Annotated in this window: 19 protein-coding genes; 12 read left to right on the top strand and 7 right to left on the bottom strand. The window is 74.1% G+C overall.

What is annotated here, in order from left to right:
- Positions 1-3 precede the first annotated feature (3 nt).
- From BFV98_RS04670 to BFV98_RS04655, 4 genes are read left to right on the top strand one after another with little or no spacing between them, the layout of a single operon-like run.
- Positions 4-1,113 (top strand): Xaa-Pro peptidase family protein, encoded by a 1,110-nt coding sequence (locus tag BFV98_RS04670; RefSeq protein ID WP_013286267.1) that lies wholly within the window; start codon positions 4-6, stop codon positions 1,111-1,113.
- Positions 1,110-2,252 (top strand): acyl-CoA dehydrogenase family protein, encoded by a 1,143-nt coding sequence (locus BFV98_RS04665; RefSeq protein ID WP_013286268.1) that lies wholly within the window; start codon positions 1,110-1,112, stop codon positions 2,250-2,252. Before BFV98_RS04670 ends, BFV98_RS04665 begins: the two co-directional genes overlap by 4 nt.
- A gap of 9 nt (positions 2,253-2,261) precedes the next feature.
- Complete coding sequence (locus BFV98_RS04660) at positions 2,262-2,477, top strand: DUF433 domain-containing protein (protein ID WP_013286269.1); 216 nt, start codon at positions 2,262-2,264, stop codon at positions 2,475-2,477.
- A gap of 59 nt (positions 2,478-2,536) precedes the next feature.
- A complete protein-coding gene (locus tag BFV98_RS04655) occupies positions 2,537-3,040 on the top strand; it encodes an Lrp/AsnC family transcriptional regulator (RefSeq protein ID WP_013286270.1) in 504 nt (167 codons plus the stop codon).
- Here the strand turns inward: BFV98_RS04655 and BFV98_RS04650 are convergent.
- Positions 2,973-3,584, bottom strand: a complete 612-nt coding sequence (locus BFV98_RS04650; RefSeq protein WP_013286271.1) for a histidine phosphatase family protein — start codon at positions 3,582-3,584, stop codon at positions 2,973-2,975. The genes BFV98_RS04655 and BFV98_RS04650 overlap by 68 nt on opposite strands.
- A 55-nt stretch (positions 3,585-3,639) precedes the next feature.
- The gene (locus tag BFV98_RS04645) at positions 3,640-4,608 is read right to left on the bottom strand and encodes a DMT family transporter (protein ID WP_083395231.1); all 969 of its coding nucleotides are present in this window, start codon (positions 4,606-4,608) and stop codon (positions 3,640-3,642) included.
- A gap of 73 nt (positions 4,609-4,681) precedes the next feature.
- Here BFV98_RS04645 and BFV98_RS04640 point away from each other — a divergent pair, with 73 nt between their 5' ends.
- Positions 4,682-5,599 (top strand): LysR substrate-binding domain-containing protein, encoded by a 918-nt coding sequence (locus BFV98_RS04640; protein ID WP_013286273.1) that lies wholly within the window; start codon positions 4,682-4,684, stop codon positions 5,597-5,599.
- A 123-nt stretch (positions 5,600-5,722) separates the two neighbouring features.
- The gene (locus BFV98_RS04635) at positions 5,723-5,917 is read left to right on the top strand and encodes a CsbD family protein (RefSeq protein ID WP_013286274.1); all 195 of its coding nucleotides are present in this window, start codon (positions 5,723-5,725) and stop codon (positions 5,915-5,917) included.
- Positions 5,918-5,983: 66 nt separating this feature from the next.
- Here BFV98_RS04635 and BFV98_RS04630 read toward each other — a convergent pair whose 3' ends face one another.
- Positions 5,984-7,390 (bottom strand): KamA family radical SAM protein, encoded by a 1,407-nt coding sequence (locus BFV98_RS04630; RefSeq protein WP_013286275.1) that lies wholly within the window; start codon positions 7,388-7,390, stop codon positions 5,984-5,986.
- Positions 7,391-7,533: 143 nt separating this feature from the next.
- Here BFV98_RS04630 and BFV98_RS04625 point away from each other — a divergent pair, with 143 nt between their 5' ends.
- Genes BFV98_RS04625 through BFV98_RS04600 form a run of 6 tightly spaced genes read left to right on the top strand, consistent with a single transcriptional unit; the run spans position 7,534 to position 14,270 of the window.
- Positions 7,534-8,595: a hypothetical protein gene (locus BFV98_RS04625; protein WP_013286276.1), complete on the top strand. Its 1,062-nt coding sequence runs from the start codon at positions 7,534-7,536 to the stop codon at positions 8,593-8,595.
- 4 nt (positions 8,596-8,599) lie between these two features.
- Complete coding sequence (locus tag BFV98_RS04620; RefSeq protein WP_071095057.1) at positions 8,600-10,171, top strand: amidohydrolase; 1,572 nt, start codon at positions 8,600-8,602, stop codon at positions 10,169-10,171.
- Positions 10,168-11,727 (top strand): lysine 5,6-aminomutase subunit alpha, encoded by a 1,560-nt coding sequence (locus BFV98_RS04615; protein WP_013286278.1) that lies wholly within the window; start codon positions 10,168-10,170, stop codon positions 11,725-11,727. Before BFV98_RS04620 ends, BFV98_RS04615 begins: the two co-directional genes overlap by 4 nt.
- Complete coding sequence (locus BFV98_RS04610) at positions 11,724-12,476, top strand: OAM dimerization domain-containing protein (protein ID WP_013286279.1); 753 nt, start codon at positions 11,724-11,726, stop codon at positions 12,474-12,476. Before BFV98_RS04615 ends, BFV98_RS04610 begins: the two co-directional genes overlap by 4 nt.
- On the top strand, positions 12,476-12,868 hold the full coding sequence (locus tag BFV98_RS04605; protein ID WP_013286280.1) for a hotdog domain-containing protein: 393 nt from the start codon (positions 12,476-12,478) through the stop codon (positions 12,866-12,868). The genes BFV98_RS04610 and BFV98_RS04605 overlap by 1 nt, the downstream gene beginning before the upstream one ends.
- A 58-nt stretch (positions 12,869-12,926) precedes the next feature.
- The gene (locus BFV98_RS04600) at positions 12,927-14,270 is read left to right on the top strand and encodes a glutamate mutase L (protein ID WP_071095055.1); all 1,344 of its coding nucleotides are present in this window, start codon (positions 12,927-12,929) and stop codon (positions 14,268-14,270) included.
- Positions 14,271-14,717: 447 nt separating this feature from the next.
- Here BFV98_RS04600 and BFV98_RS04595 read toward each other — a convergent pair whose 3' ends face one another.
- From BFV98_RS04595 to BFV98_RS04580, 4 genes are all read right to left on the bottom strand, one after another.
- On the bottom strand, positions 14,718-15,500 hold the full coding sequence (locus BFV98_RS04595) for an ABC transporter permease (RefSeq protein WP_013286282.1): 783 nt from the start codon (positions 15,498-15,500) through the stop codon (positions 14,718-14,720).
- Positions 15,497-16,471 carry an ATP-binding cassette domain-containing protein gene (locus BFV98_RS04590; RefSeq protein WP_071095053.1) on the bottom strand — a complete coding sequence of 325 codons (975 nt, stop codon included), beginning with the start codon at positions 16,469-16,471 and terminating at the stop codon, positions 15,497-15,499. The genes BFV98_RS04595 and BFV98_RS04590 overlap by 4 nt, the downstream gene beginning before the upstream one ends.
- 68 nt (positions 16,472-16,539) lie before the next feature.
- Positions 16,540-19,650 (bottom strand): BTAD domain-containing putative transcriptional regulator, encoded by a 3,111-nt coding sequence (locus BFV98_RS04585; RefSeq protein WP_071095051.1) that lies wholly within the window; start codon positions 19,648-19,650, stop codon positions 16,540-16,542.
- Between the two features lie 51 nt (positions 19,651-19,701).
- Positions 19,702-21,006 (bottom strand): low temperature requirement protein A, encoded by a 1,305-nt coding sequence (locus tag BFV98_RS04580; RefSeq protein ID WP_255368001.1) that lies wholly within the window; start codon positions 21,004-21,006, stop codon positions 19,702-19,704.
- Positions 21,007-21,022: the final 16 nt, after the last annotated feature.

Genomic DNA, 21,022 nt, shown 5'->3' with positions numbered 1-21,022 from the left:
GGGGTGGGAATCGAGGAACTGTACCCCGCCGGGCGTCTCGTCGCGGCCCAGCGCGCCGCCGCCGCTGCGGGCCTGGACGCGCTGCTGCTCACCCCGGGTTCCGACCTGCGCTACCTGACCGGCTACGACGCCCGGGAGGGGGAGCGGCTGACCTGCCTGGTGCTGCCCGCCGAGGGTGAGCCGACGTTGATCGTGCCGGTGCTGGAGCGGCCGGACGCCGAGGCCGCGCCCGGCACCGGGTACCGGATCGTCGACCACGCCGACGGCACCGACCCGTGGCCGCTGGTTCGCGCGGCGCTGCCCGGCCCGGTCCGCGCCGTCGGGCTGGCCGACCGGATGTGGGCGCAGCAGGTCCTCGCGCTGCGCGACGCGCTGCCCGGCGCGGCCCAGCGACTCGCGTCCGACGTGCTGCGGGAGATGCGGATCCGCAAGTCGCCGGCCGAGGTGGCGGCGCTGGCCGAGGCGGGCGCCGCGATCGACGCGGTGCACCTGCGGATGGGGGAGTGGCTGCGCCCCGGCCGCACCGAGCGGGAGGTCGCCGCCGACCTCGCCGCCGCGATCCGGGCGGCCGGGCACGCCGCCGTCGACTTCGTCATCGTGGCCGCCGGCCCGAACGGCGCGAGCCCGCACCACGGCACCTCGGACCGCCCGATCGGCGTGGGCGAGCCGGTCGTGGTCGACATCGGCGGCACCATGCCGTCGGGCTACCGCTCCGACTGCACCCGCACGTACGTCGCCGGCGGCCCCGCCCCGGCCGGGTTCGTGGACTACTACACGGTGCTGCGGGAGGCGCAGCGCGCCGCCGTGGCCGCCGTCGCGCCGGGCGTGACCGCCGAGGCCCTCGACGCGGTCGCCCGCGACGTCATCACCGCCGCCGGTTTCGGCGGCGCCTTCCTGCACCGCACCGGTCACGGCATCGGCCTCGACGGCCACGAGGAGCCGTACGTGGTGACCGGCAACCCCCGGCCCCTTCAGGCCGGCATGGCTTTCTCGGTCGAACCCGGGATCTACCTCGCCGGGCGGCACGGAGCCCGGATCGAGGACATCGTCGTCTGCACGACGGACGGCGGGCAACGGCTCAACACCACCCCCACGGAGCTCATCGCGCTATGAACGTCGACCGGATCCTGCCCACCGACGAGGCCCACGACCTGCTGGACCTCGCCACCGAACTCGCCGACCGGGAGCTGGCCCCGGCCGCCGCCGGTTTCGAGGCCCGCGCCGAGTTCCCCCGGGAGGTGCTGCGCACCCTGGGCCGGGCCGGCCTGCTCGGCCTGCCGTACGCCGAGGAGCACGGCGGCGCCGCCCAGCCGTACGAGGTGTACCTCCAGGTGCTGGAGATCCTCGCCAGCAGGTGGCTGGCAGTGGCCGAGGCGGTCAGCGTGCACACGCTGTCCTGCTACCCGCTGGCCCAGTTCGGCACCGACGAGCAGCGCAAACTGCTGCCGGACATGATCGGCGGGGAGCTGCTCGGCGCGTACTGCCTCTCCGAGCCGCAGGGTGGTTCGGACGCGGCGGCGCTGACCACGCGGGCGGTGCGCGACGGCGACGCGTACGTGGTGACCGGCACCAAGGCGTGGATCACGCACGCCCGGGTGGCCGACTTCTACAACATCTTCTGCCGCACCGGCGGTCCGGGCCCGAAGGGCATCTCCTGCCTGCTCGCGGACCGGTCCACGGCGGGCATCCACCCGCAGGCCGCCGAGCGCACGATGGGTCTGCACGCCTCGCCGATCGCGCAGATCGCCTTCGACGACGCGCGGGTGCCGGCGGAGCGGCTGATCGGCGGCGAGGGCGCCGGGTTCACCATCGCGATGTCCGCGCTGGACTCCGGTCGCCTGGGCATCGCCGCGTGCGCGGTGGGCCTGGCCCAGGGCGCGCTGGACTACGCGGTCGGCTACGCCCGGGAACGCCGCCAGTTCGGCCGCGCGATCATCGACTTCCAGGGGCTCGGGTTCAACCTGGCCGACGCCGCCACCCAGATCTCCGCGGCGCGGGCGCTCACGCTCGCCGCCGCGCGGCTGCGCGACGCCGGCCGCCCGTACTCGATCGAGGCGGCCAAGGCGAAGCTGTTCGCCACGGACGTGGCGATGCGGGTGACCACCGACGCGGTCCAGGTGCTCGGCGGCGCCGGTTACGTCGCCGACCACCCGGTCGAGCGGTACATGCGGGAGGCCAAGGTGCTCCAGATCGTCGAGGGCACCAATCAGATCCAGCGGCTGGTCATCTCCCGCGCGCTGGCGAAGGGCTAGCCTGTCGCGGTGACCTTCCCCCGGATCACCGTGGACCCCGACGTCATGGGGGGTGCGCCCTGCGTACGGCAGTCGCGCATCCCCGTGGCCACCCTGCTGGCCATGATGGCCGAGGGCATGTCCGTCACGGACATCCTCACCGACCTGCCGTTCCTGGACGAGGAGGACATGGCGGAGGTGCTGAACTACGCGGCGGACGCGGTGCGCGACCGGACGGCGCGCTGAGCGTCACCGCGGCGGGCCGGGTGCGGCGTGGGAGCGCTTTTCCGGCTAGGGTGCAGCGCGTGGAGGAGATCGACCGTGCCATCGTCGCCGCGCTGACCGGGGACGGTCGGCTGTCGTACACGGATCTGGCCGAGCGGGTGGGCCTGTCGGTGTCGGCCGTGCACCAGCGGGTCCGCCGGCTGGAGCAGCGTGGGGTGATCAAGGGGTACGCCGCCCGGGTGTCGTTCGAGGCGCTGGACCTGCCGCTGACCGCGTTCGTGGCGATCCGGCCGTTCGACCCGTCGCAGCCGGACGACGCGCCGGAGCGGCTGGCGCACCTGCCCGAGATCGACTCGTGTTACTCGGTGGCGGGGGAGGACTTCTATCTCCTGCTGGTGCGGGTGGCCGGCCCGGCCGACCTGGAACGGGTGCTGCAGGAGATCCGTACCGCCGCGAACGTCACCACCCGCACGACAGTGGTGCTGTCCACGCCGTACGAGAACCGGCCGCCGAAGATCAATGGCGAGCTGACCGGTCGGGGACGTCCCCGACCGTCGGCGGAGCCGGCAGGTTCCACCGCCTGATCACCCGCCGGCCGTGCTCGTGACCGAGCACGCTGAGCGTGGCGGTGTCCAGCCGCAGCAGCGCACCGGCCGAGGGCGGCAGCCCGATCCAGCGCGCCCCCAGCACCCGCAGGCTGTGCCCGTGCCCGACGAGCGCGACGTCACCCTCCTCCAGCAGCGGCGCGGCCCGGTCCAGCACGCGGTCCAGGCGGGCGCCCACCTGCTCCGGTGACTCGCCGCCGGGGCCGCCGTCGGTCCAGATCGACCAGCCGGGCCGTTCCCGCTGGATGTCCGCGGTGGTGCGGCCCTCGTACTCGCCGTAGTTCCACTCGGCCAGGTCCGGCTCGATCGCGTCCACTGTGAGCCCGGCCAGGGCGGCCGTGCGGGTGGCGCGCTGCCGAGGGCTGGACAGCACCCGGGCGAGGTGCCGGCCGGCCAGCAAAGGAGCCAGCGCGCGTGCCTGCCGCTCGCCGTCGGGCGTCAGGTCCAGGTCGGTGTACGAGGTGTGCCGGTGGGCGGCGCTCCAGGTGGTCTCGCCGTGCCGGATCAGCAGGATCTCGTTCACCGGCCCAGTCAACCACGGCGGGGCGGATCGGGCCCGCCGACGGTTTGCGCCGGCGCTACCGGGCCGCCGGCGCCGGTTCGGTGTCGCGCGCCGGTCCCGGTCGGCCGGCCGCCTGTTCCCGGCGGCGTACGCGGCCGGGGCGCAGTTGCAGGACCGCGACGGAGGACAGCACCAGCGCGCCGCCGGCGAGCTGCGCGAGCGTCAGGGCCTCGCCGAGCGCGAGCGTGGCCAGCGCGGCGGTGACCACGGGTTCGAAGGTGGACAGGATGGCCGCGGTGGACGGACCGGTCCGCCTCAGGCCGGCGAAGAAGGCCAGCATCGCCACGACCGTGGAGACCACGGCGATGGCGGCCAGCCAGAACCATCCCCGCCACCCGAAGCTCAGGTCGACGCCGTCGGTGACCAGGGCGCGAGCGCCGAGGGTGCCGGCGGCACCGGTCATCACCAGCGCCGACAGCGCCACGGGTGCCAGCCGGTGCACGACGGTGTCGGAGACCAGGATGTAGACCGTGTAGGTGACGGCGGCGGCGAAGGCCAGCAGCGCCCCGAGCGGGTGGAAGCCCGCGCCACCGGCGCCGAGCAGGACCAGCAGCGTTCCGCCCGAGGCGGCCACCAGGGCCGCGCCGCGTCCCGGGGTGAGCCGGTCCCGGCCGAGCAGGACCGCGGCCACTGTCACCATGACCGGGTACGTGTAGAGGATCAGCGCCAGCAGTGACGCGTCCATCAGCTCCAGCGCGGAGAAGAACAGGCTCGCCTGCGTGGCGTACCCGATCGCGCCCAGCCCCAGGGCGACGGCCACCACCCGCCCACGCCTCGTCGCCGGCCGCCCACCGCCGGCGTCGCCCGGCGCCGCGCGGCGCAGGCCCGGCCGGGTGAGCAGGACGAGCCAGAGCAGTGCGGCGGCCAGCCCGAAACGCACCAGCAGCAGAGACGTCGGGGGGACACCGGCGTCGTACGCGAGCTTGCCGAAGACGGCCATCGCGCCGAAACAGGCGGCTGACAGGAGACACAGTGCGGCACCCACGCGCCAAGGATCACCGGCACCGACTGCCCAGGTCCAGCGATGAATTCCGCAGGTGAATCATTAGGATTTCCGCATGATCGAGCTGGACCTGCGGCGGTTGCGCTTCCTGCGGGAGTTCGAGGAACGCGGCACGATGGCCGCTGTCGCCGCGGCTCTGGGCTACAGCCCGTCGACTGTCTCGCAGCAGCTGGCCCTGCTGGAGAAGGAGGCAGGTGTCCGGCTGCTAAGCAGGGCCGGCCGCGGCGTACGGCTCACCGAGGCCGGGCACGTGCTCGCTCGGCACGCCCGGGTGCTGCTGTCGGCGGCCGAGGCGGCGGAGGCCGACCTGGCCGCCCTCGACTGTGACGTCCGGGGGAGCGTCCGGGCGGGCGGCCTGCAGTCGGCGGCGCGCCGCCTGCTCGTGCCGGCCGTGGCCCGGATGAGAGCCGAGCACCCTCGGGTCCGGGTGGAGATCTTCGAGCTGGAACTCGAACAGTCCCTGCCGGGCCTGCGCCTGGGCACCGTCGACCTGGTCATCGGCGACGAGTACGACAGCCAGCCCCGCCCCCGCCCGGCGGGGCTCCGTTTCACGCTCCTGCTCGAGGAGCCCTTGCGTCTCGTGCTTCCCGCCGCGCACCCGCTCGCCGGGCCCGGGGGACACGTCGCGGTCACCGACCTGCGGTCCGAGGTGTGGACCGCCTCCGCCGAGGGCACCGGGCACCACGCCATGGTGGTGGGGACGTGCCGTCGTCTCGGCGGCTACGAACCGGACCTGCGGCACCGTTCCAGCGACGCGGACGTCCAGCTGGAACTGGTCCGGGCCGGGGCGGCGGTCGCTCTGATGCCGGCCCTGACCCTGCCCGACGCCGACCCGGCGCTGGCGGTCCGGGGTATCGCCGAGACCGTCCTCCGGCGCCGCCTGGTCGCAGTCACCCGGGACACGCCGCCCGGGCCCGCCCTCACCGCGTTCCTGGCCGCCGTCACGGAGCGGGTCCGCGACCTCGGCCGGTAGGCGCACACCTTCAACCTATTATCCTAGGACGCCTTACGCGATGTACGCCGGTCAACAGCGTTTGCAGCGACACTCACCGGGGACGCGACAAGGGCAAGGCGTAGCCGGACGAGGGAGGGCGACATGAGCTTCACCGACAAGGCGAAGAACAAGGCCCAGGAGATGAGCGGCATGGCCAAGGAGCGGATCGGCGACGTGACCGACAACGAGCGGTTGCGGGCCGAGGGCGCCTCCGAGCAGAGCACGGCGCGTGCCAAGCAGGCCGGGGAGCACGCCAAGCAGGCGGGCCGCGACGTCAAGGACGCCTTCAACAAGTGAGTACGCGAACGGCGGGCCACCTCATCGCAGAGGTGGCCCGCCGTCGTACGCCCTGAGGGCCGGGGGTCAGTCGTCGCGGTGCGCGAGCCACCAGGCCTGGCCGGCCTCGGGCAGCGTGTCGATCGGGTCGTAGTAGGCGTAGCGCTTGTTCAGCGCCTCCAGGTCGGCCGACTCGATCGAGGTGCGGTAGTTCTTGGTCCAGTACGAGATGCCGCGCTCACGGTCGTAGTCGGTGAGCATGTGCACCCAGCGCTTGCCGACGAACGGCACGTCGCAGACGATCCGCGGGGTGGCGTAGCCGGGCAGGTAGCCCATGATGTCGTGCTGGAGCTGCTGGGCGTGCCAGACCGGGACGCGCCAGTGCTCGGCGTTGGGGATCATGTCGCACATGTAGAAGTAGTACGGCAGGATGCCCGCCTCGCCCTGGAGCGCGAAGCAGAGGTCGAGCAGGTCGGCGCTGGTGGCGTTGACGCCGCGCATGAGCACGCCCTGGTTGCGCACGTCGCGTACGCCGACGTCGAGCGCGGTCTGTGCGGCCTTGGCGACCAGCGGCGTCAGCGACTGGGCGTGGTTGACGTGGGTGTGGATGGCCAGGTTGACGCCGCGGCGGGCGGCGGTGCGGGCCACCCGTTCGAGGCCCTCGACCACGTCGGGCTGAAGCCAGTGCTGGGGCAGGCCCATGAGCGCCTTGGTGGCGAGCCGGATGTCGCGGATCGTCTCGATCTCCAGCAGGCGCATCAGGTACGACTCGAGGTTGCGCCACGGCACGTTGGCGACGTCACCGCCGGAGACGACCACGTCGCGTACGCCCGGGTGGGCCTTGAGGTAGGTGATGTGGGCGTCGTAGCGGTCGACCGGCTTGAGGGTGAGCTTGAGCTTGTCGACGGCAGGAGTGGAGTTGCCGACGAGGTCCATGCGGGTGCAGTGCCCGCAGTACTGCGGGCAGGTGGAGAGCAGCTCGGCGAGGACCTTGGTGGGGTAGCGGTGGGTGAGACCCTCGGCGACCCACATGTCGTGTTCGTGGAGGCTGTCGCGGCTGGCGTACGGGTGGGACGGCCAGTCGGTGCGCCGGTCGGAGGCGACCGGGATCATGTAGCGGCGGATCGGGTCGGCGAGCAGCGCCTCCGTGCTCATCGGTTGATGCGGCACCATGGTGTTGAGCATCTGCGGCGGCACCAGCATGGACATGGTGGCCAGCGCCTTCTGGTCGGCCTCCAGGTCGGCGTAGAAGGTCTCGTCGACGGTGTCGCCGAGGACGGCGCGCAGCTGCTTGATGTTCTTGACGCAGTTGACCCGTTGCCACTGGGCGCTCTCCCACTGGTCGCGGGTGATGTGGCGCCAGCCGGGGAAGCGGGTCCAGTCGGGTTCGACGAGGGGCGCGCGGCGGTATTCGTAGGGCTGTCCGGCGGTCGGAACGGCGACCGGCGCGGGGCGGGGCGTCGGGATGGTCTCCACCGGTTGGGTCTGGGTCACGGCCCCTCCTCGTCAGTGTGCGGGTTGATCAACGAATGCGTAGGCTACTGGAAAATCTGCGGTGAAGAAATTAGTCTGCCGGAAGTTTTCCCGCGACGCGAGCCCTGACCGGGGGTTCGGGCGGCTGGACATAGGGGGTCGGCGTGACGTCACCGGTGGGTCTGCACCGAGTCGTGGAACCGGCGGGGGTGCTTCCGCAGGCGGCCTGGCGGCTGGACCCCGACCCGCGGATCGCGGCGAACGAGGTGCGGATCCGGGTCGAGCGGCTGAACCTGGACGCGGCGAGTTTCCGGCAGCTGGCGGAGAAGCACGGCGGCGACGGGGAGAAGGTCCGCGCCGAGGTGCTGGAGATCGTGTCGGCCCGGGGGAAGATGCAGAACCCGGTGACCGGTTCCGGCGGCATGCTGATCGGCACGGTCGAGGAGGCGGGCCGCCGCTCGCCGCTGGGGCTGAAGCCGGGTGACCGGGTGGCGACGCTCGTGTCGCTGACGCTGACGCCGCTGACGATCACCGACGGGCTGGCCCGCTGGGACGGGCGCAGCGAGCAGGTGCCGTGCGACGGGTACGCGATCCTGTTCGCCCGGTCGATCGCGGCGGTGCTGCCGCCGGACCTGCACCCCGAGTTGTCCCTGGCGGTGCTGGACGTGTGCGGGGCGCCGGCGTTGACGGCGCGGGTGGTGGCCGAGCAGGTGGCGCGCCGTTCGCGTGAGGGTGATCGGCGTCCGGTGTCGGTGGCGGTGATCGGCGGGGCGGGCAAGAGCGGGTCGTTGTCCCTCGCCGCGGCGCGGCGGGCGGGCGCCGCCCGTACCGTCGGGGTGGTTCCGGTGGCGTCGGAGCGGGACGCGCTGACGGCGGCCGGGCTGGCCGACGTGGTGGCGCTGGCCGACGCGCGGGATCCGGTGGGGCTGTCGACGGCGGTGACGACGGCGCTGGGTGTGCCGGCGGACGTGACTGTGGTGTGCGTGGACGTGCCGGGGTGTGAGCACGGGGCGGTGCTGGCCACGGCGGACGGCGGTACGGTGATCTTCTTCTCGATGGCGACGAGCTTCGCGGCGGCGGCGCTGGGCGCGGAGGGCCTGGCGGCGGACGTGACGATGCTGGTGGGCAACGGGTACGTGCCCGGGCACGCGGCGCTGGCGCTGGATCTGTTGCGTGCCGAGCCGGGGGTGCGCGGTCTGTTCGAGGCTCGTCTGGCGGCAGACTGAGACCATGACGAACCCCTCGACGCTGTATCGCGGTGGAGTGCTGCACTGTCCGGCGGACCCGAGCGCGACGGCGCTGCTGGTGCGGGACGGGCGGATCGCCTGGTTGGGTACTGATGCGGAGGCGCCGCGGGCGGACCGGGTGGTGGAGCTGGGCGGTGCGCTGGTGACGCCGGCGTTCGTGGACGCGCACGTGCACGCGACCGATACCGGGTTGGCGTTGTCGGGGCTGGATCTGTCGGCGGTGCGGTCGGCGGGTGAGCTGCTGGACGGGGTGTCGGCGTTCGCGGCGGGTCTGCCGGGTGACGCGGTGGTGCTGGGGCACGGCTGGGACGAGTCGGCCTGGGCGGATCGGGCGTTGCCTGATGCGGCGGCGCTGGGCCGGGCGGCCGGTGGGCGGCGGGTGTATCTGTCGCAGGCGTCGATCCATTCGGCGCTGGTGTCGGCGGCGTTGCTGGCGGCGTGCCCGGAGGTGGTGTCGGCGGCCGGCTACGACGCGTCGGGGTGGCTGCGGCGCGACGCGCATCACGTGGTGCGGGCGGCGGCGTTCGCGTCGGTGTCGCGGGCGCAGCGGGTGGCGGCGCAGCGGCGGGCGCTGGAACACGCGGCGTCGCTGGGTGTGGCGGCGGTGCACGAGTGCGGTGGTCCGGACATCTCCGACGAGGAGGACTTCACCGGGCTGCTGGCGATCTCGGGGGCCGGGGTGCCGGAGGTGTACGGGTACTGGGGTGAGCTGCTGGGTGCGGCGAAGGCCCGGGAGTTGGGTGCGGTGGGCGCGGGTGGTGACCTGTTCGCCGACGGGGCTCTTGGGTCGCGGACGGCGCACGTGTCGGCGGCGTACCTGGACGGTGAGGCGGGGGCGTGCGGGCACGGGTACGTGTCGGCGGAGCAGGTCCGTGATCATCTGCTGGACTGTGCGGCGCACGGGTTGCAGGGCGGGTTCCACGCGATCGGGGACGCGGCGATCGGGACGGTGCTTGAGGGGTTCGGGCTGGCGGCGCGGTCGCTGGGTGTGGACCGGTTGCGGGCGGCCCGGCACCGGGTGGAGCACGCGGAGATCATGAGCAAGGCGTTGATCGCCGGGTTCGTGGAGTACGGGATCGTGGCGTCGATGCAGCCGGCGTTCGACAGGTTGTGGGGCGGCGCGGGCCGGATGTACGAGTCGCGGCTGGGGTTGGCGCGGTCGCTGGAGTCGAATCCGATGGGTGCGATGCACGGGGTCGGTGTGGCGTTGGCGTTCGGGTCGGATTCGCCGGTGACGCCGGTCGATCCGTGGGGGTCGGTGCGGGCGGCGGCGGCGCATCACAACCCGGCGCAGCGGATGAGTGTGCGGGCGGCGTTCGCGGCGCACACGCGCGGCGGGTGGCGGGCGGTGCACCTGGACAACGAGGGTGTGCTGGCGTTGGGGGCGCCGGCGACGTTCGCGGTCTGGGACACCCCGGCGGGCGTGGAGCGGGGGCTGCCTGTGGTGCTGGCGGAGGATCCGGAGTTGCGGGGTGCGGACGATCCGACGCCGCTGCCGGTGTGCCGGGCCACGGTGTTGCGCGGTGACGTGATCTATCAGGAAGGGTCTTCGTGACAGGGAAGCTTGGGCTGGATCCGGCGCTGGTGGCGCGGGCGCGGGAGTTGGCGCGCCGGGCCGGGCAGCCGGTGGTGGATCTGGCGCGCAGCCACACCACTGTGTCGGTGGAGCGGGCGGTGCTGCGGCTGGCCGGGGTGACCGGCGCGGACCCGGACGGCATTCCGTGGGTGAACCGGCTCGTGGACGCGGTGGTCGCGGACGTGGGGCTGGGGCACGGGGTGGCGGCGCCGGTGTTCGACGCGCTGGCTCGTGAGGGCATCGCGGATGTGACGTTGCTGGCGCAGAAGGCGGCGGCCGGGTCGGTGCGGTTCGCGCAGCCGTCCGGGAAGGCGGCGACTGCGGCGCGGCGGGCGTCGCGTAAGGCGGTGGCGGCGGGGATCCGCAGCATCGACCGGCGGCGGGCGGAGCGGGACCGGCTGGTGAAGCGGTTCGGGGATCCGGAGCGGCGGCCGTGGATCTACCTGATCGTGGCGACCGGTGACATCTACGAGGACATCCCGCAGGCGCAGGCGGCGGCGCGGGCCGGCGCTGACGTGATCGCGGTGATCCGGTCGACGGGGCAGTCGCTGCTGGACTACGTGCCGGAGGGGGCGACCCGGGAGGGGTTCGCGGGCACGTACGCGACGCAGGAGAACTTCCGGCTGATGCGGGCGGCGCTGGACGAGTCGTCGCGGGAGCTGGGCCGGTACGTGCGGTTGACGAACTACGCGTCGGGTCTGTGCATGCCGGAGATGGCGACGCTGGCCGGGTTGGAGCGTCTGGACATGATGCTCAACGATTCGATGTACGGGATCCTGTTCCGTGACATCAACCCGATCCGCACGTTCGTGGACCAGCGGTTCTCGCGGCAGGTGCACGCGCGGGCGGGGATCATCATCAACACCGGTGAGGACAACTACCTGACCACCGCGGACGCGGTGGACGAGGCGCACACGGTGACGGTGTCGCAGCTGCTCAACGAGTTCTTCGCGCACGAGGCGGGGCTGGCGGACTGGCAGCTGGGGCTGGGGCACGCGTTCGAGATCAACCCGGATGTGCCGGAGTCGTTCCGGCTGGAGCTGGCGCACGCGTTGCTGGCGCGGGAGTTGTTCCCGGACGCGCCGTTGAAGTGGATGCCGCCGACGAAGCACATGACCGGTGACGTGTTCCGGGGCAACCTGCTGGACGGGTTCTTCAACCTGGTGGGCACGATGACCGGGCAGGGGATCCTGCTGGTGGGGATGATGACCGAGGCGGTGGTGACGCCGTGGCTGTCGGACCGGGACATCGCTCTGCAGAACGTGCGGTACGTGCTGGGCGCGGCGGGCGGGTTGCACGAGGACTTCGTGCCGGCGCCGGGCGGGTTCATCCAGGAGCGGGCGCACCGGGTGCTCGGTGAGGCGGTGGACCTGCTGGAGCGCATCGGGGACCAGTCGTTGCTGACGGCGATCGCCGAGGGCACGTTCGGGATCATGAAGCGGCCGGCGGACCGGGGCAAGGGCCTGGACGGGGTAGCGCGGCACGAGGCGGACTACTACAACCCGGCCACGGAGATCCTGGAGCAACCCTCATGAGTGAGAAGACGGTCGTGCGGCCGTACGGGGACACCACCGGTGACGGCATGGTGCAGGTGTCGTTCACGTTGCCGGTGCCGCACGACAAGCGGGCCGAGGGCGCGGCGGTGCAGCTCGCCAACAAGATGGGCATGGACCCGGCGATGCTGGTGCACGCCAAGCCGATCGGTGACGGGTTCACGTTCTTCGTGGTCTACGGGCGGGTGAACCACCTGGTGGACCTGTCGAAGGTGCAGGTGGTGGAGCGTGACTATCCGCTGCTGTCGGCCAAGGAGGTCAACGCGGTGGTGAAGCGGCGGCTGCGCCGCAAGCTGTCGGTGGTGGGCGCCTGCATCGGCACGGACGCGCACACCGTGGGCATCGACGCGATCCTCAACGTCAAGGGCATCGCCGGCGAGAAGGGCCTGGAGTACTACCGCGAGCTGAAGGTCACGAACCTGGGCGCGCAGGTGAGCGTGCCGGAGCTGGTCGAGGCGGCCCGGCGGGAACGCGCCGACGCGGTGCTGGTGTCGCAGGTGGTGACGCAGCGTGATGCGCACCTGCACAACACGCGGGAGATGTCGGCGGCGTTCCGGGAGGCGATGCCGGCCGGGAAGCGGCCGCTGCTGATCGTCGGTGGGCCGCGGTTCGACGAGACGATGACCGGCGAGCTGGGCGTGGACCGGATCTTCGGCCGTGGCACCACTCCGGGCGAGGTCGCCAGTTACCTCGTCCACGCTTTGATCACCTCCAGGAAGGCGAACACCTGATGAGCGATCCCCGTGTCGGTCTGACAGTCACCCACCGCCGGTACGTGCCGTACTCCCACGCCCACTACGCGGGCAACCTGGTCGACGGGGCGTACGCGCTGGGCTTGTTCGGGGACGTGGCCACCGAGGTGTGCATCCGCACCGACGGCGACGAGGGGTTGTTCGCCTCGTACTCCGACGTGCAGTTCCGGGCGCCGATGAAGGCCGGTGACGTGCTGGAGGTGACGGCGACGGTGACCCGGGTGGGCACCCGCAGCCGCACCGTCGACTTCGCCGCGACAGTGGTGTGCCGGGGCCGCCCGGACAAGGGCGAGTCGGCCGCCGAGGTGCTCGACGAGCCGATCGTGGCGGTCACCGCGACCGGCACGGTGGTCGTGCCGCCAGCACCGTGAGCGCGAGGAGCGAGCCGGTGTTGCGAGCCCCGCAGTCGCGAACGAAGGACAGCCCGGCGTGAGCGCGAGGCCGGTCGTCGTCTGCGCCGACGTCGGGTCGACGTACACGAAGGCCGCGGTGGTGGACCTCGACGGCGGCCGTCTGGTCGCGGCGGCGTCGGCGCCCACCACGGTGGGCACGGATGTGCTGCACGGCCTGGACGCCGCGGTCGGTGCCGCCACCGCGTCGGCCGGGGTCGCTGAGGTGCCCTGGTACGTGTGTTCGTCGGCGGGGGGTGGGCTGCGCCTGGCGGTGGTGGGTTACGAGCCGCTGGTGACCGCTCAGGCGGGCCGGCGGGTCGGTCTGTCGGCGGGCGCGAACGTGGTGCACGTCGCGGCCGGGCGGCTCGGTGGGGTGGACGTGGCGGCGTTGCGGGCGGCCCGCCCGGACGTGGTGCTGCTGGTGGGCGGCACCGACGGCGGCGACGCCGAGACGGTCACGCACAACGCGACGCGGCTGGCGAAGGCCCGCTTCCGGGTGCCGGTGGTCCTCGCGGGCAACGCCGACGTGCGTGCCGACCTGCAGGCGCTGCTGGCGGGCGCGGGTGTGCCGGTGACGGTGGCCGACAACGTGCTGCCGCGCATCGGGGTGCTGGAGCCGGCGTCGGCGCGGGCGGCGATCCGGGAGGTGTTCCTGCGGCACGTCATCGGCGGCAAGAAGCTGTCCCGGGGTACGCGGTTCGCGCGGCTGGTCCGCGCGGCCACCCCCGACGCGGTGCTCACCGGCGTGGAGGTCCTCGCCGGGACGCTCGGCGGTGACCTGGCAGTGGTGGACGTGGGCGGCGCGACCACCGACGTGTACTCGGTGCTCACCCCCGACGAGCGGGACAGCGGCCCGAGTCAGGAGGTCGCCGGGACGCTGTGGCGGGCCCGCACCGTCGAGGGTGACCTGGGCATGCGGTGGAGCGCGCCGGGTGTGGTGCGCGCCGCGGTGGAGGAGCGGCTGCTCGACGCGGCCGAGGAGGCGGAGCTGACGGTCGCGGCGGCGGTACGGGCCGCCGACCCGGGGTTCCTGCCCGCCGGTGACGGCGAGCGGGCCGTGGACCGCCGTATCGCCTCGTTGGCGGCGACTGTGGCGTTGCGGCGGCACGCGCGGGGTGCGGCGACGGGGGAGCGGGCCGGGCGGGACCTGCGGGAGGTGAAGCTGCTCGTCGGCTCCGGTGGGGTGCTGCGGCACGCCGAGCCGGGCGACGCGGCGGCGGTGCTCGACGCGGTGCTGACCGACCACGCCGGGGGGTGGGCGTTGCCGCGGGCGGCCCGGCCGATCGTCGACGTGGACTACGTGCTGGCCGCCGCCGGGCTGCTCGCCGAGGAGCATCCGGGTGCGGCGGCGGCGATGCTGCGGCACCATCTCGGCGCCTGACGCACGCCGCGAACAGGGCGCGGAAATCGAGACGCGCCGACGCGACACGCCGTGTCGCAACACACGACAGGCCCGGGTGGGTTGACAGCGGCGGGGGTCTACGCCGTACCGTCTTTGAGTCCTACCACGGGAAGCGGCTGTTGTTCGCTTCGTCCCTTCGTCCGCTGGCCGAGCGACCGGAAGGTTGCGGCGGCCAGGTCCAGCGGGCGGGGGTCGGCGGGGCGGCGCGAACCGGCCGCGGTTACCGGTGTACGGGCAGGGTGAGAGGCACGGCCAGTAGACAACGGCCAGGCGGGGGCAGCCAGTCCACGTCGGGTCGGTCCGAAGGTCGGCGCCGATCGTCTTCGCCCCACCGGCCGGGAAGGGCCTGGGAGCATCGGGGCGCGGCTTAGGCCGCGCCCCGATTTCATCCCCCCGGATGTTCCCCGTGTCAGCGGCCGGCCCTCGTCAGCGGCCCAGCCGCCGGTAGCGGCGCACCGCCGCCGGGGCGGCCACCGCGATGAGCGCCAGCGGCCAGGCGACCGCCAGTTCCAGCGCGTGCCGGGCCGGCCACGAGTCGCCGCCCAGGCCCGGGTTGCCGAACAGGTCCCGGGCCGCCGCCACTGTGGCCGACAGCGGATTCCAGGCGGCGATCGCGCCCAGCCAGTCCGGCATCAGCTCCGGCGCCACGAACACGTTGGACAGCGCGGTCAGCGGGAACGCCAGCGGGAACACCACCACCGCGACCGTGTCCGGGTTCGGCACGAGCAGCCCGAACAGGATGCCCACCCAGGTCATCGCGACGCGCAGCAGCAGGATCAGCGCCACCGCCGCCAGCGCCGGGCCGACGCCCTCGCGCCACTGCCAGCCCACCAGCAGCCCGCACACCACCAGCGTGGTCATCTCCAGGCACGCGCGTACCAGGTCGGCGCTCGCGCGGCCGGACAGCAGCGCCGAGCGGGCCATCGGCAGCGACCGGAACCGGTCCACCACGCCCCGGCCGGCGTCCACAGCGATGGCCGACGCGGTCGCCCCGAGGCCGTAGAGCATCGTCATGACGAACACGCCCGGCAGCAGGAACTCCCGGTAGCTGCCGTCGCCCGGCACGGACATTCCGCTGCCGAACACGTAGCCGAACACCAGCACGAACATGATCGGCAGGCTGAAGTAGAGGATGATCTCCTCCGGGGCGCGAACCACGTGCCGCATGTTCCGCCCGGCCATCAGCCACCCGTCGGCAAGCGCCCTCACGACGCCACCCCCACCCGCTGCGCGTCGGCGTGACCGCCGGTGAGCCGCAGGAACGCCTCGTCCAGCGTCGGGCGGCGGACCAGAACGTCGTCCACCGCGATCCCGGTGTCGTCGAGGGCCCGCAGCACGGCGGTGAGCACGGCGATCCGGTCGGCCACCGGCGCGTCGACGCGCCGCAGCTCGGCGTCCACAGTCGCGGTCGCGCCGGTGGCGCGTTCCACCACCGCCGCCGCGGCGGGCAGGTCCGCCGCGGCGCGGACCACCAGTTCCAGCCGGTCGGCGCCGATGCGGGCCTTCAGCCGCTCCGGGGTGCCCTCGGCCACGACCCGGCCGGCGTCGATGACGCACACCCGGTCGGCGAGGTGGTCGGCCTCCTGCAGATATTGGGTCGTGAGCAGCACAGTGGTGCCGTCGGCGACCAGTTCCCGCACCGCCGTCCACAGGCCGTTGCGGCTGCGCGGGTCCAGGCCGGTGGTCGGCTCGTCGAGGAACAGCACCCGCGGCGGCACCACCAGGCTGGCCGCCAGGTCCAGGCGGCGGCGCATCCCACCGGAGTAGCCGCCCGCCGACCGGTCCGCGGCCTCGGTCAGCCCGAACCGGTCCAGCAGTTCCTCGGCGCGGTGGCGGGCCCGGCGCGCGGACAGCCGCCGCAGCCGCCCGAACAGCACCAGGTTCTGCCGTCCGCTGAGCACCTCATCGACGGCCGCGTACTGGCCGGTCAGGCTGATCGCGGCACGCACCCGGTCCGGGTCGGTGGCGACGTCGTACCCGGCCACCCTGGCCCGGCCGGCGTCGAAACGCAGCAGCGTGGTGAGGATCCGCACCGCTGTGGTCTTGCCCGCCCCGTTCGGGCCGAGCACCCCGTACACGGTGCCGGCCGGAACGGCCAGGTCGAAGCCGTCCAGGGCGGTGGTGCGTCCGTACGATTTTCGTATCCCGTCGGCCAGCACGGCCGTCGCGTCGTCGGTCATGGGAGTCAGCGTCACCGGCGGCGCTGACCGGGCGCGTACCGCGCGCGCACCGGGCGGCGCCGCGCCGGTCAGCGCCCGTCGACCAGCGCCAGCGCCCGCTGACGGGGCAGGTCCGCGCCCCGGGCGTACGCGGTGGCGAACGCCGCCTCACCCAGGTGTTCCCGCAGCGTGACGGCGGTGGGTGTGCCGGCCGGGGCGTCTGCCGCGCCGGTGCCTGCGAGCAGCGCCGCCGCCGCGCCCAGCAGCCGGGCCGCCGACTCGGGGTCGCCGTCGCGCAGCAGCGGCCCGGCCAGCCCGTCCGCGGCGGCGGCCACCACCGGCACGTCCCACACGCCGACGCCGGCGGTGAGGACCTGCCGGTAGTGGGCGCGGGCCGCAGCCGGGTCGCCGGTGGCGTCGGCGAGCTGCCCGAGCGTCACCAGCGCCGCGAGCCGCACCACATCGGCGCCGAACCAGCCCGACGGGCATTCCGCGACCGCCCGTTCGCACAGCGTCCGCGCCCGCTGCGGGTCGCCGTCGCGGCGGGCGATCTCGCCGAGCCCCAGGTACGCGGCGGCGACCAGCTCCGGCGCGCCGGCCGGCCCGGCGATGCGCCGCACCCGCCGGAAGTCCTCGGCCGCGCCGGTCAGGTCACCGGCTGCCAGCCGCCCGTCGGCGCGGGTCCGCAGCAGTTCCGCCAGGTCCAGCGTGGAGCCGAGCTGCTCGGCCAGCTCCAGCGCCTCCGCCATCGGCGCGGCCGCCGACGCGACGTCACCGGTGCGGTAGGCCGCCTCGGCGTGGGTGGACAGCGTCACGATCATGCCCCAGCGGTCGTCGAGGGCCCGGAAACCGGCCAGCGCACCGTCGAGGTCGGCGCGGGCCTGGGCGTGACGGCCGTGCAGGAGACTGACCATGGCGGTGCCCAGCAGGCCCAGTGCCCGGCTCCACGGGTCGGTGCCGAGCAGCCGGTCCCGGACGGCCTGCTCGTGCAGCGCCGCCGCGTCCTGCGGCGACGGGGGACCGCTGGCCATGCCGGACAGGTACAGCAGGAACGGATGCCGGGGCGGCCGGGCCAGGGTCCACAGGATCCGCGACGCGGCGTCGACCTCGCTGCGCTCGCCGCCACCGGCGAGCGCAGCGATCAGCAGGCCCAGCGCGTACTCCTCGGCCACGCCGTCGGGCGGGCCGTCGAGCCGGTCGACCAGCCGCCGGGCCAGCGCGGCGCCCTCCCCGCGCAGGCCCCGCAGCCACCAGTAGAACGCCAGAGCCGCGACCAGCCGCAACCCGGTGGTGGTTTCGGCGTGCCGCAGCGCCGCGTGCAGGTCGTCGCGTGCGGCGTCGAGGCGGCGCAGCCACCGTTCCTGGCCGCCGCCGCGCAGGGCCACGTCGCCGGCCTGTGCCAGGTCCAGAAAGTACGCGGCGTGCGCGTCGCGCACCCGGCCGGTCTCGCCGTGCTCGGCCAGCCGGGCCGCCGCGAACTCGCGGATCGTCTCCAGCATCCGGTAGCGCCCGCCGGTGGCCTCCACCAGCGACTTGTCCACCAGGCCGGTGAGCACGTCGAGGACGTCACCGGCGTCCGGCGCGCACACCGCCTGCACCGCGGCCAGGTCGGCGGCGCCGGCGAACACGCTCATCCGGGCGGCCAGCCGCCGCTCCGGCTCGTCGAGCAGGTCCCAGCTCCACCCGACGACCGCCTCCAGCGTGCGGTGGCGGGGCGCCGCGGTGCGGTCACCGCGGCGCAGCAGCCGGAACCGGTCGTCCAGCCGGGCCGCGACCTGCGTCACCGGCAGGGCCCGCAGCCGCGCCGCGGCCAGCTCCAGGGCCAGCGGCAGCCCGTCGAGGGTACGGCAGATCCGCAGCACCGCCGGGGTGGTGGCGTCGTCGAGGGTGAACCCGGGCGACACGTCGGCGGCCCGGTCGGTGAACAGCCGCACCGCCGGGTACGCGGCGGCCGCCGGCGGTGCGGCCGGCCCGTCCGGGGCGGGCAGCCCGCCGACCGGGCACAACGCCTCGCCGGTGAGGCCCAGCGGTTCCCGGCTGGTGGCGAGCACCCGCAGCCTGGGCGCGGCGGCGAGCAGCCGGCCGGTCAGCCGGGCCGCGTCGTCGATCACGTGCTCGCAGTTGTCCAGCACCAGCAGCAGCCGCCGGTCGGCCAGCGCCGCCACCAGCCGTCCGGTCAGGTCGGCGGGGCCGCCGGGGGTGCGCAGGCCGGCGTCGCGCAGGTCCAGCGCGGCCAGCACCGCGGGCGCGACCGGCGCGCCGGGTGCCACAGCGGCCAGCTCCACCAGGCACACCGGCCCGTCGTGGCCGGACGCGACGGTGGTGGCCAGCCGGGTCTTGCCGGCGCCGCCCGGGCCGTGCAGGGTGACCAGCCGCGCCGCGCCCAGCAGCTCGTGGACCCGCCGCAGTTCCGGTTCCCGGCCGACGAAACTGGTGAGCGGGCTGGGCAGCCGGGCGGGCGGTGCGGCGTCGTCGCGCAGCAGCGCCGTGTGCAGTGCGACCAGCTCCGCCGACGGGTCGGTGCCCAGTTCCTCGGCGAGCATCCGGCGGGCGTCGGCGTAGACGGCGAGCGCCTCGGCGCGGCGGCCGGCGCCGTGCAGGGCCCGCATCAGCTGCCCGTGCAGCCGTTCCCGCAGCGGATGCGCCGCCACCAGGTCCCGCAGCTCGGCGATCAGCGGCGCGCCGGCCGGCGCCAGCGCCAGCTCCGCCTCGACGCGGTCCTCGACCGCGGCCAGGCGTGCCTGGCGCAACCGGGCGGCCTCGGCGTCGGCGAACGGCGCGTCCGTCACGTCCGCGAGGGGTTCGCCGCGCCACAGGCCGAGCGCGTCGCGCAGCAGCGCCGCCGCGCCGGCCGGGTCACCGGCGGCGAGCGCGGCCCGCCCGGCCGCGGCCAGCCCGGTGAACCGGTGCACGTCCACCCGCTGCGGATCCACCGCCAGCCGGTAGCCGGCCGGGCCGAACTCGATGTGCGCGCCCGGCAGCAGCCGCCGCAGCCGCGACACCTGCGACTGCAGCGCGTTCGTGGCCTGCTCGGGCGGCCGGTCGCCGTACACGCCGTCGACGAGGCGCTGCGGCGCAACGGTGCGGTCGGCGTCGAGGAGAAGCAGCACCAGCAGCGCGCGCAGCCGCCCGCCGGCGACGGGCAGCACGCTGCCGTCGGCCGCGTACGCCTGGGTCGCGCCCAGCACACCGAACCGCATGCGCCCGATTGTCGCCTGTCGCCGGTGGCGCCCACACTCCCCACCCGCCGGTCACAGGTGGTGCCGCCGCCATTCGGACTGCTCCTGCTCGGCGGCGACCTGCTCGTCCAACGCGGTCCGGCGCACCCGGCTGCGCCACGGGTCACTCGACCGCAGGCCCAGCAGGACCACCGAGACGCTGGCCACCGCCAGGATCGCCAGCGCGGCCACCGCAGGCAGCCGGCCTGCCCACGGCAGTCCCACAGCCATCGCGACCACCACGGCGGTGGGTACCGCCGAGATCCGGTGCGTCGCGCGCACCCCCAGCGCCAGCAGCCCCGACACGTAGATGACCAACCCGGCGAACAGCACCCGGTTGTCCAGAGCGGCGGCGTGTTCCCGCCAGGGATCACCGCGCGGGTGGGAGATGACGGCGAGGTAACGCTTGAGGCCGAGGGCGAACAGGATGATCCCGGTGATCAGCGGCAGGTGCAGGTAGGCGTACGCGTCGCGGGCGAGCGCCGCCCGTGCGCGGACGTCACGGGTGCGATGCAGCCGCTGCTCCAGCGCGGGCGCCAGGCTGTCGAAGTACAGCCACCACAGCGCCGCGATGATGGTGACGCCGAGCACCGACGCCACGATCACCGGCCACGTGGCCGGCAGGCCGGCGCTCAGCTTCGGCCCCAGCCCGAGCGAAATGATCGACTCGCCGAGCGCGATGAGCAGGATCAGGGCGTACCGCTCCGCCCAGTGGGCGGCGGACACGACTGTCAGCCCGGCGCTGGGGGCGAGGCCCCCCGAGGTGTACTCGATGCAGAGCGCGGCCAGCCACAGCGCCAGCGGCAGCCACGTCGCCCAGGTCTGCCGGGGCGACTCGGGCAGGGCCGCGGTGGCGAGAATCAACGCCACGCTGATCAGCGGCGGCACGCCGAGGCGCACGGCGGTCCGTCCGCGGTGGCTGCTGCGGCTGAGGAACACCAGCACCTGGGCCGCCCGGATGACGAGATAGCAGCAGGCGAACAGGACCGCGGCGGGTGGCCCGGACTGCCGCTGCGCGGGCCCGTCGGCGAACGCCGCCGGCATGGCCAGGGTCAGGACGAACAGGGCTGCCACCGTCACCGCGCCGACGAGCGGCATCACCCCCTGGTCGGTACGGACGACGTTGCCCAGGGCGGCGAAGGACACCCAGCACCACCACAGCAGCAACAGCAACACCAGCCCGGCCAGCAACGACCTGCCGCTCAGGGTTTCGGAGAGCACGTTGGTGACGTTCAGGAACGCGAACACGAAGACGAGGTCGTAGAACAACTCGACCCGGGTGACGCGGAAGCCGGGCGCGGTCGGCAGGATGCGACCCCGTCCCCGCTCAGCGCTCATGCTGCCGAGCATGGCA

The sequence above is a fragment of the Micromonospora sp. WMMB235 genome (assembly GCF_001855515.1).
Lineage (GTDB): Bacteria > Actinomycetota > Actinomycetes > Mycobacteriales > Micromonosporaceae > Micromonospora > Micromonospora aurantiaca.
This window is presented reverse-complemented; position numbering and strand designations above follow the sequence as displayed.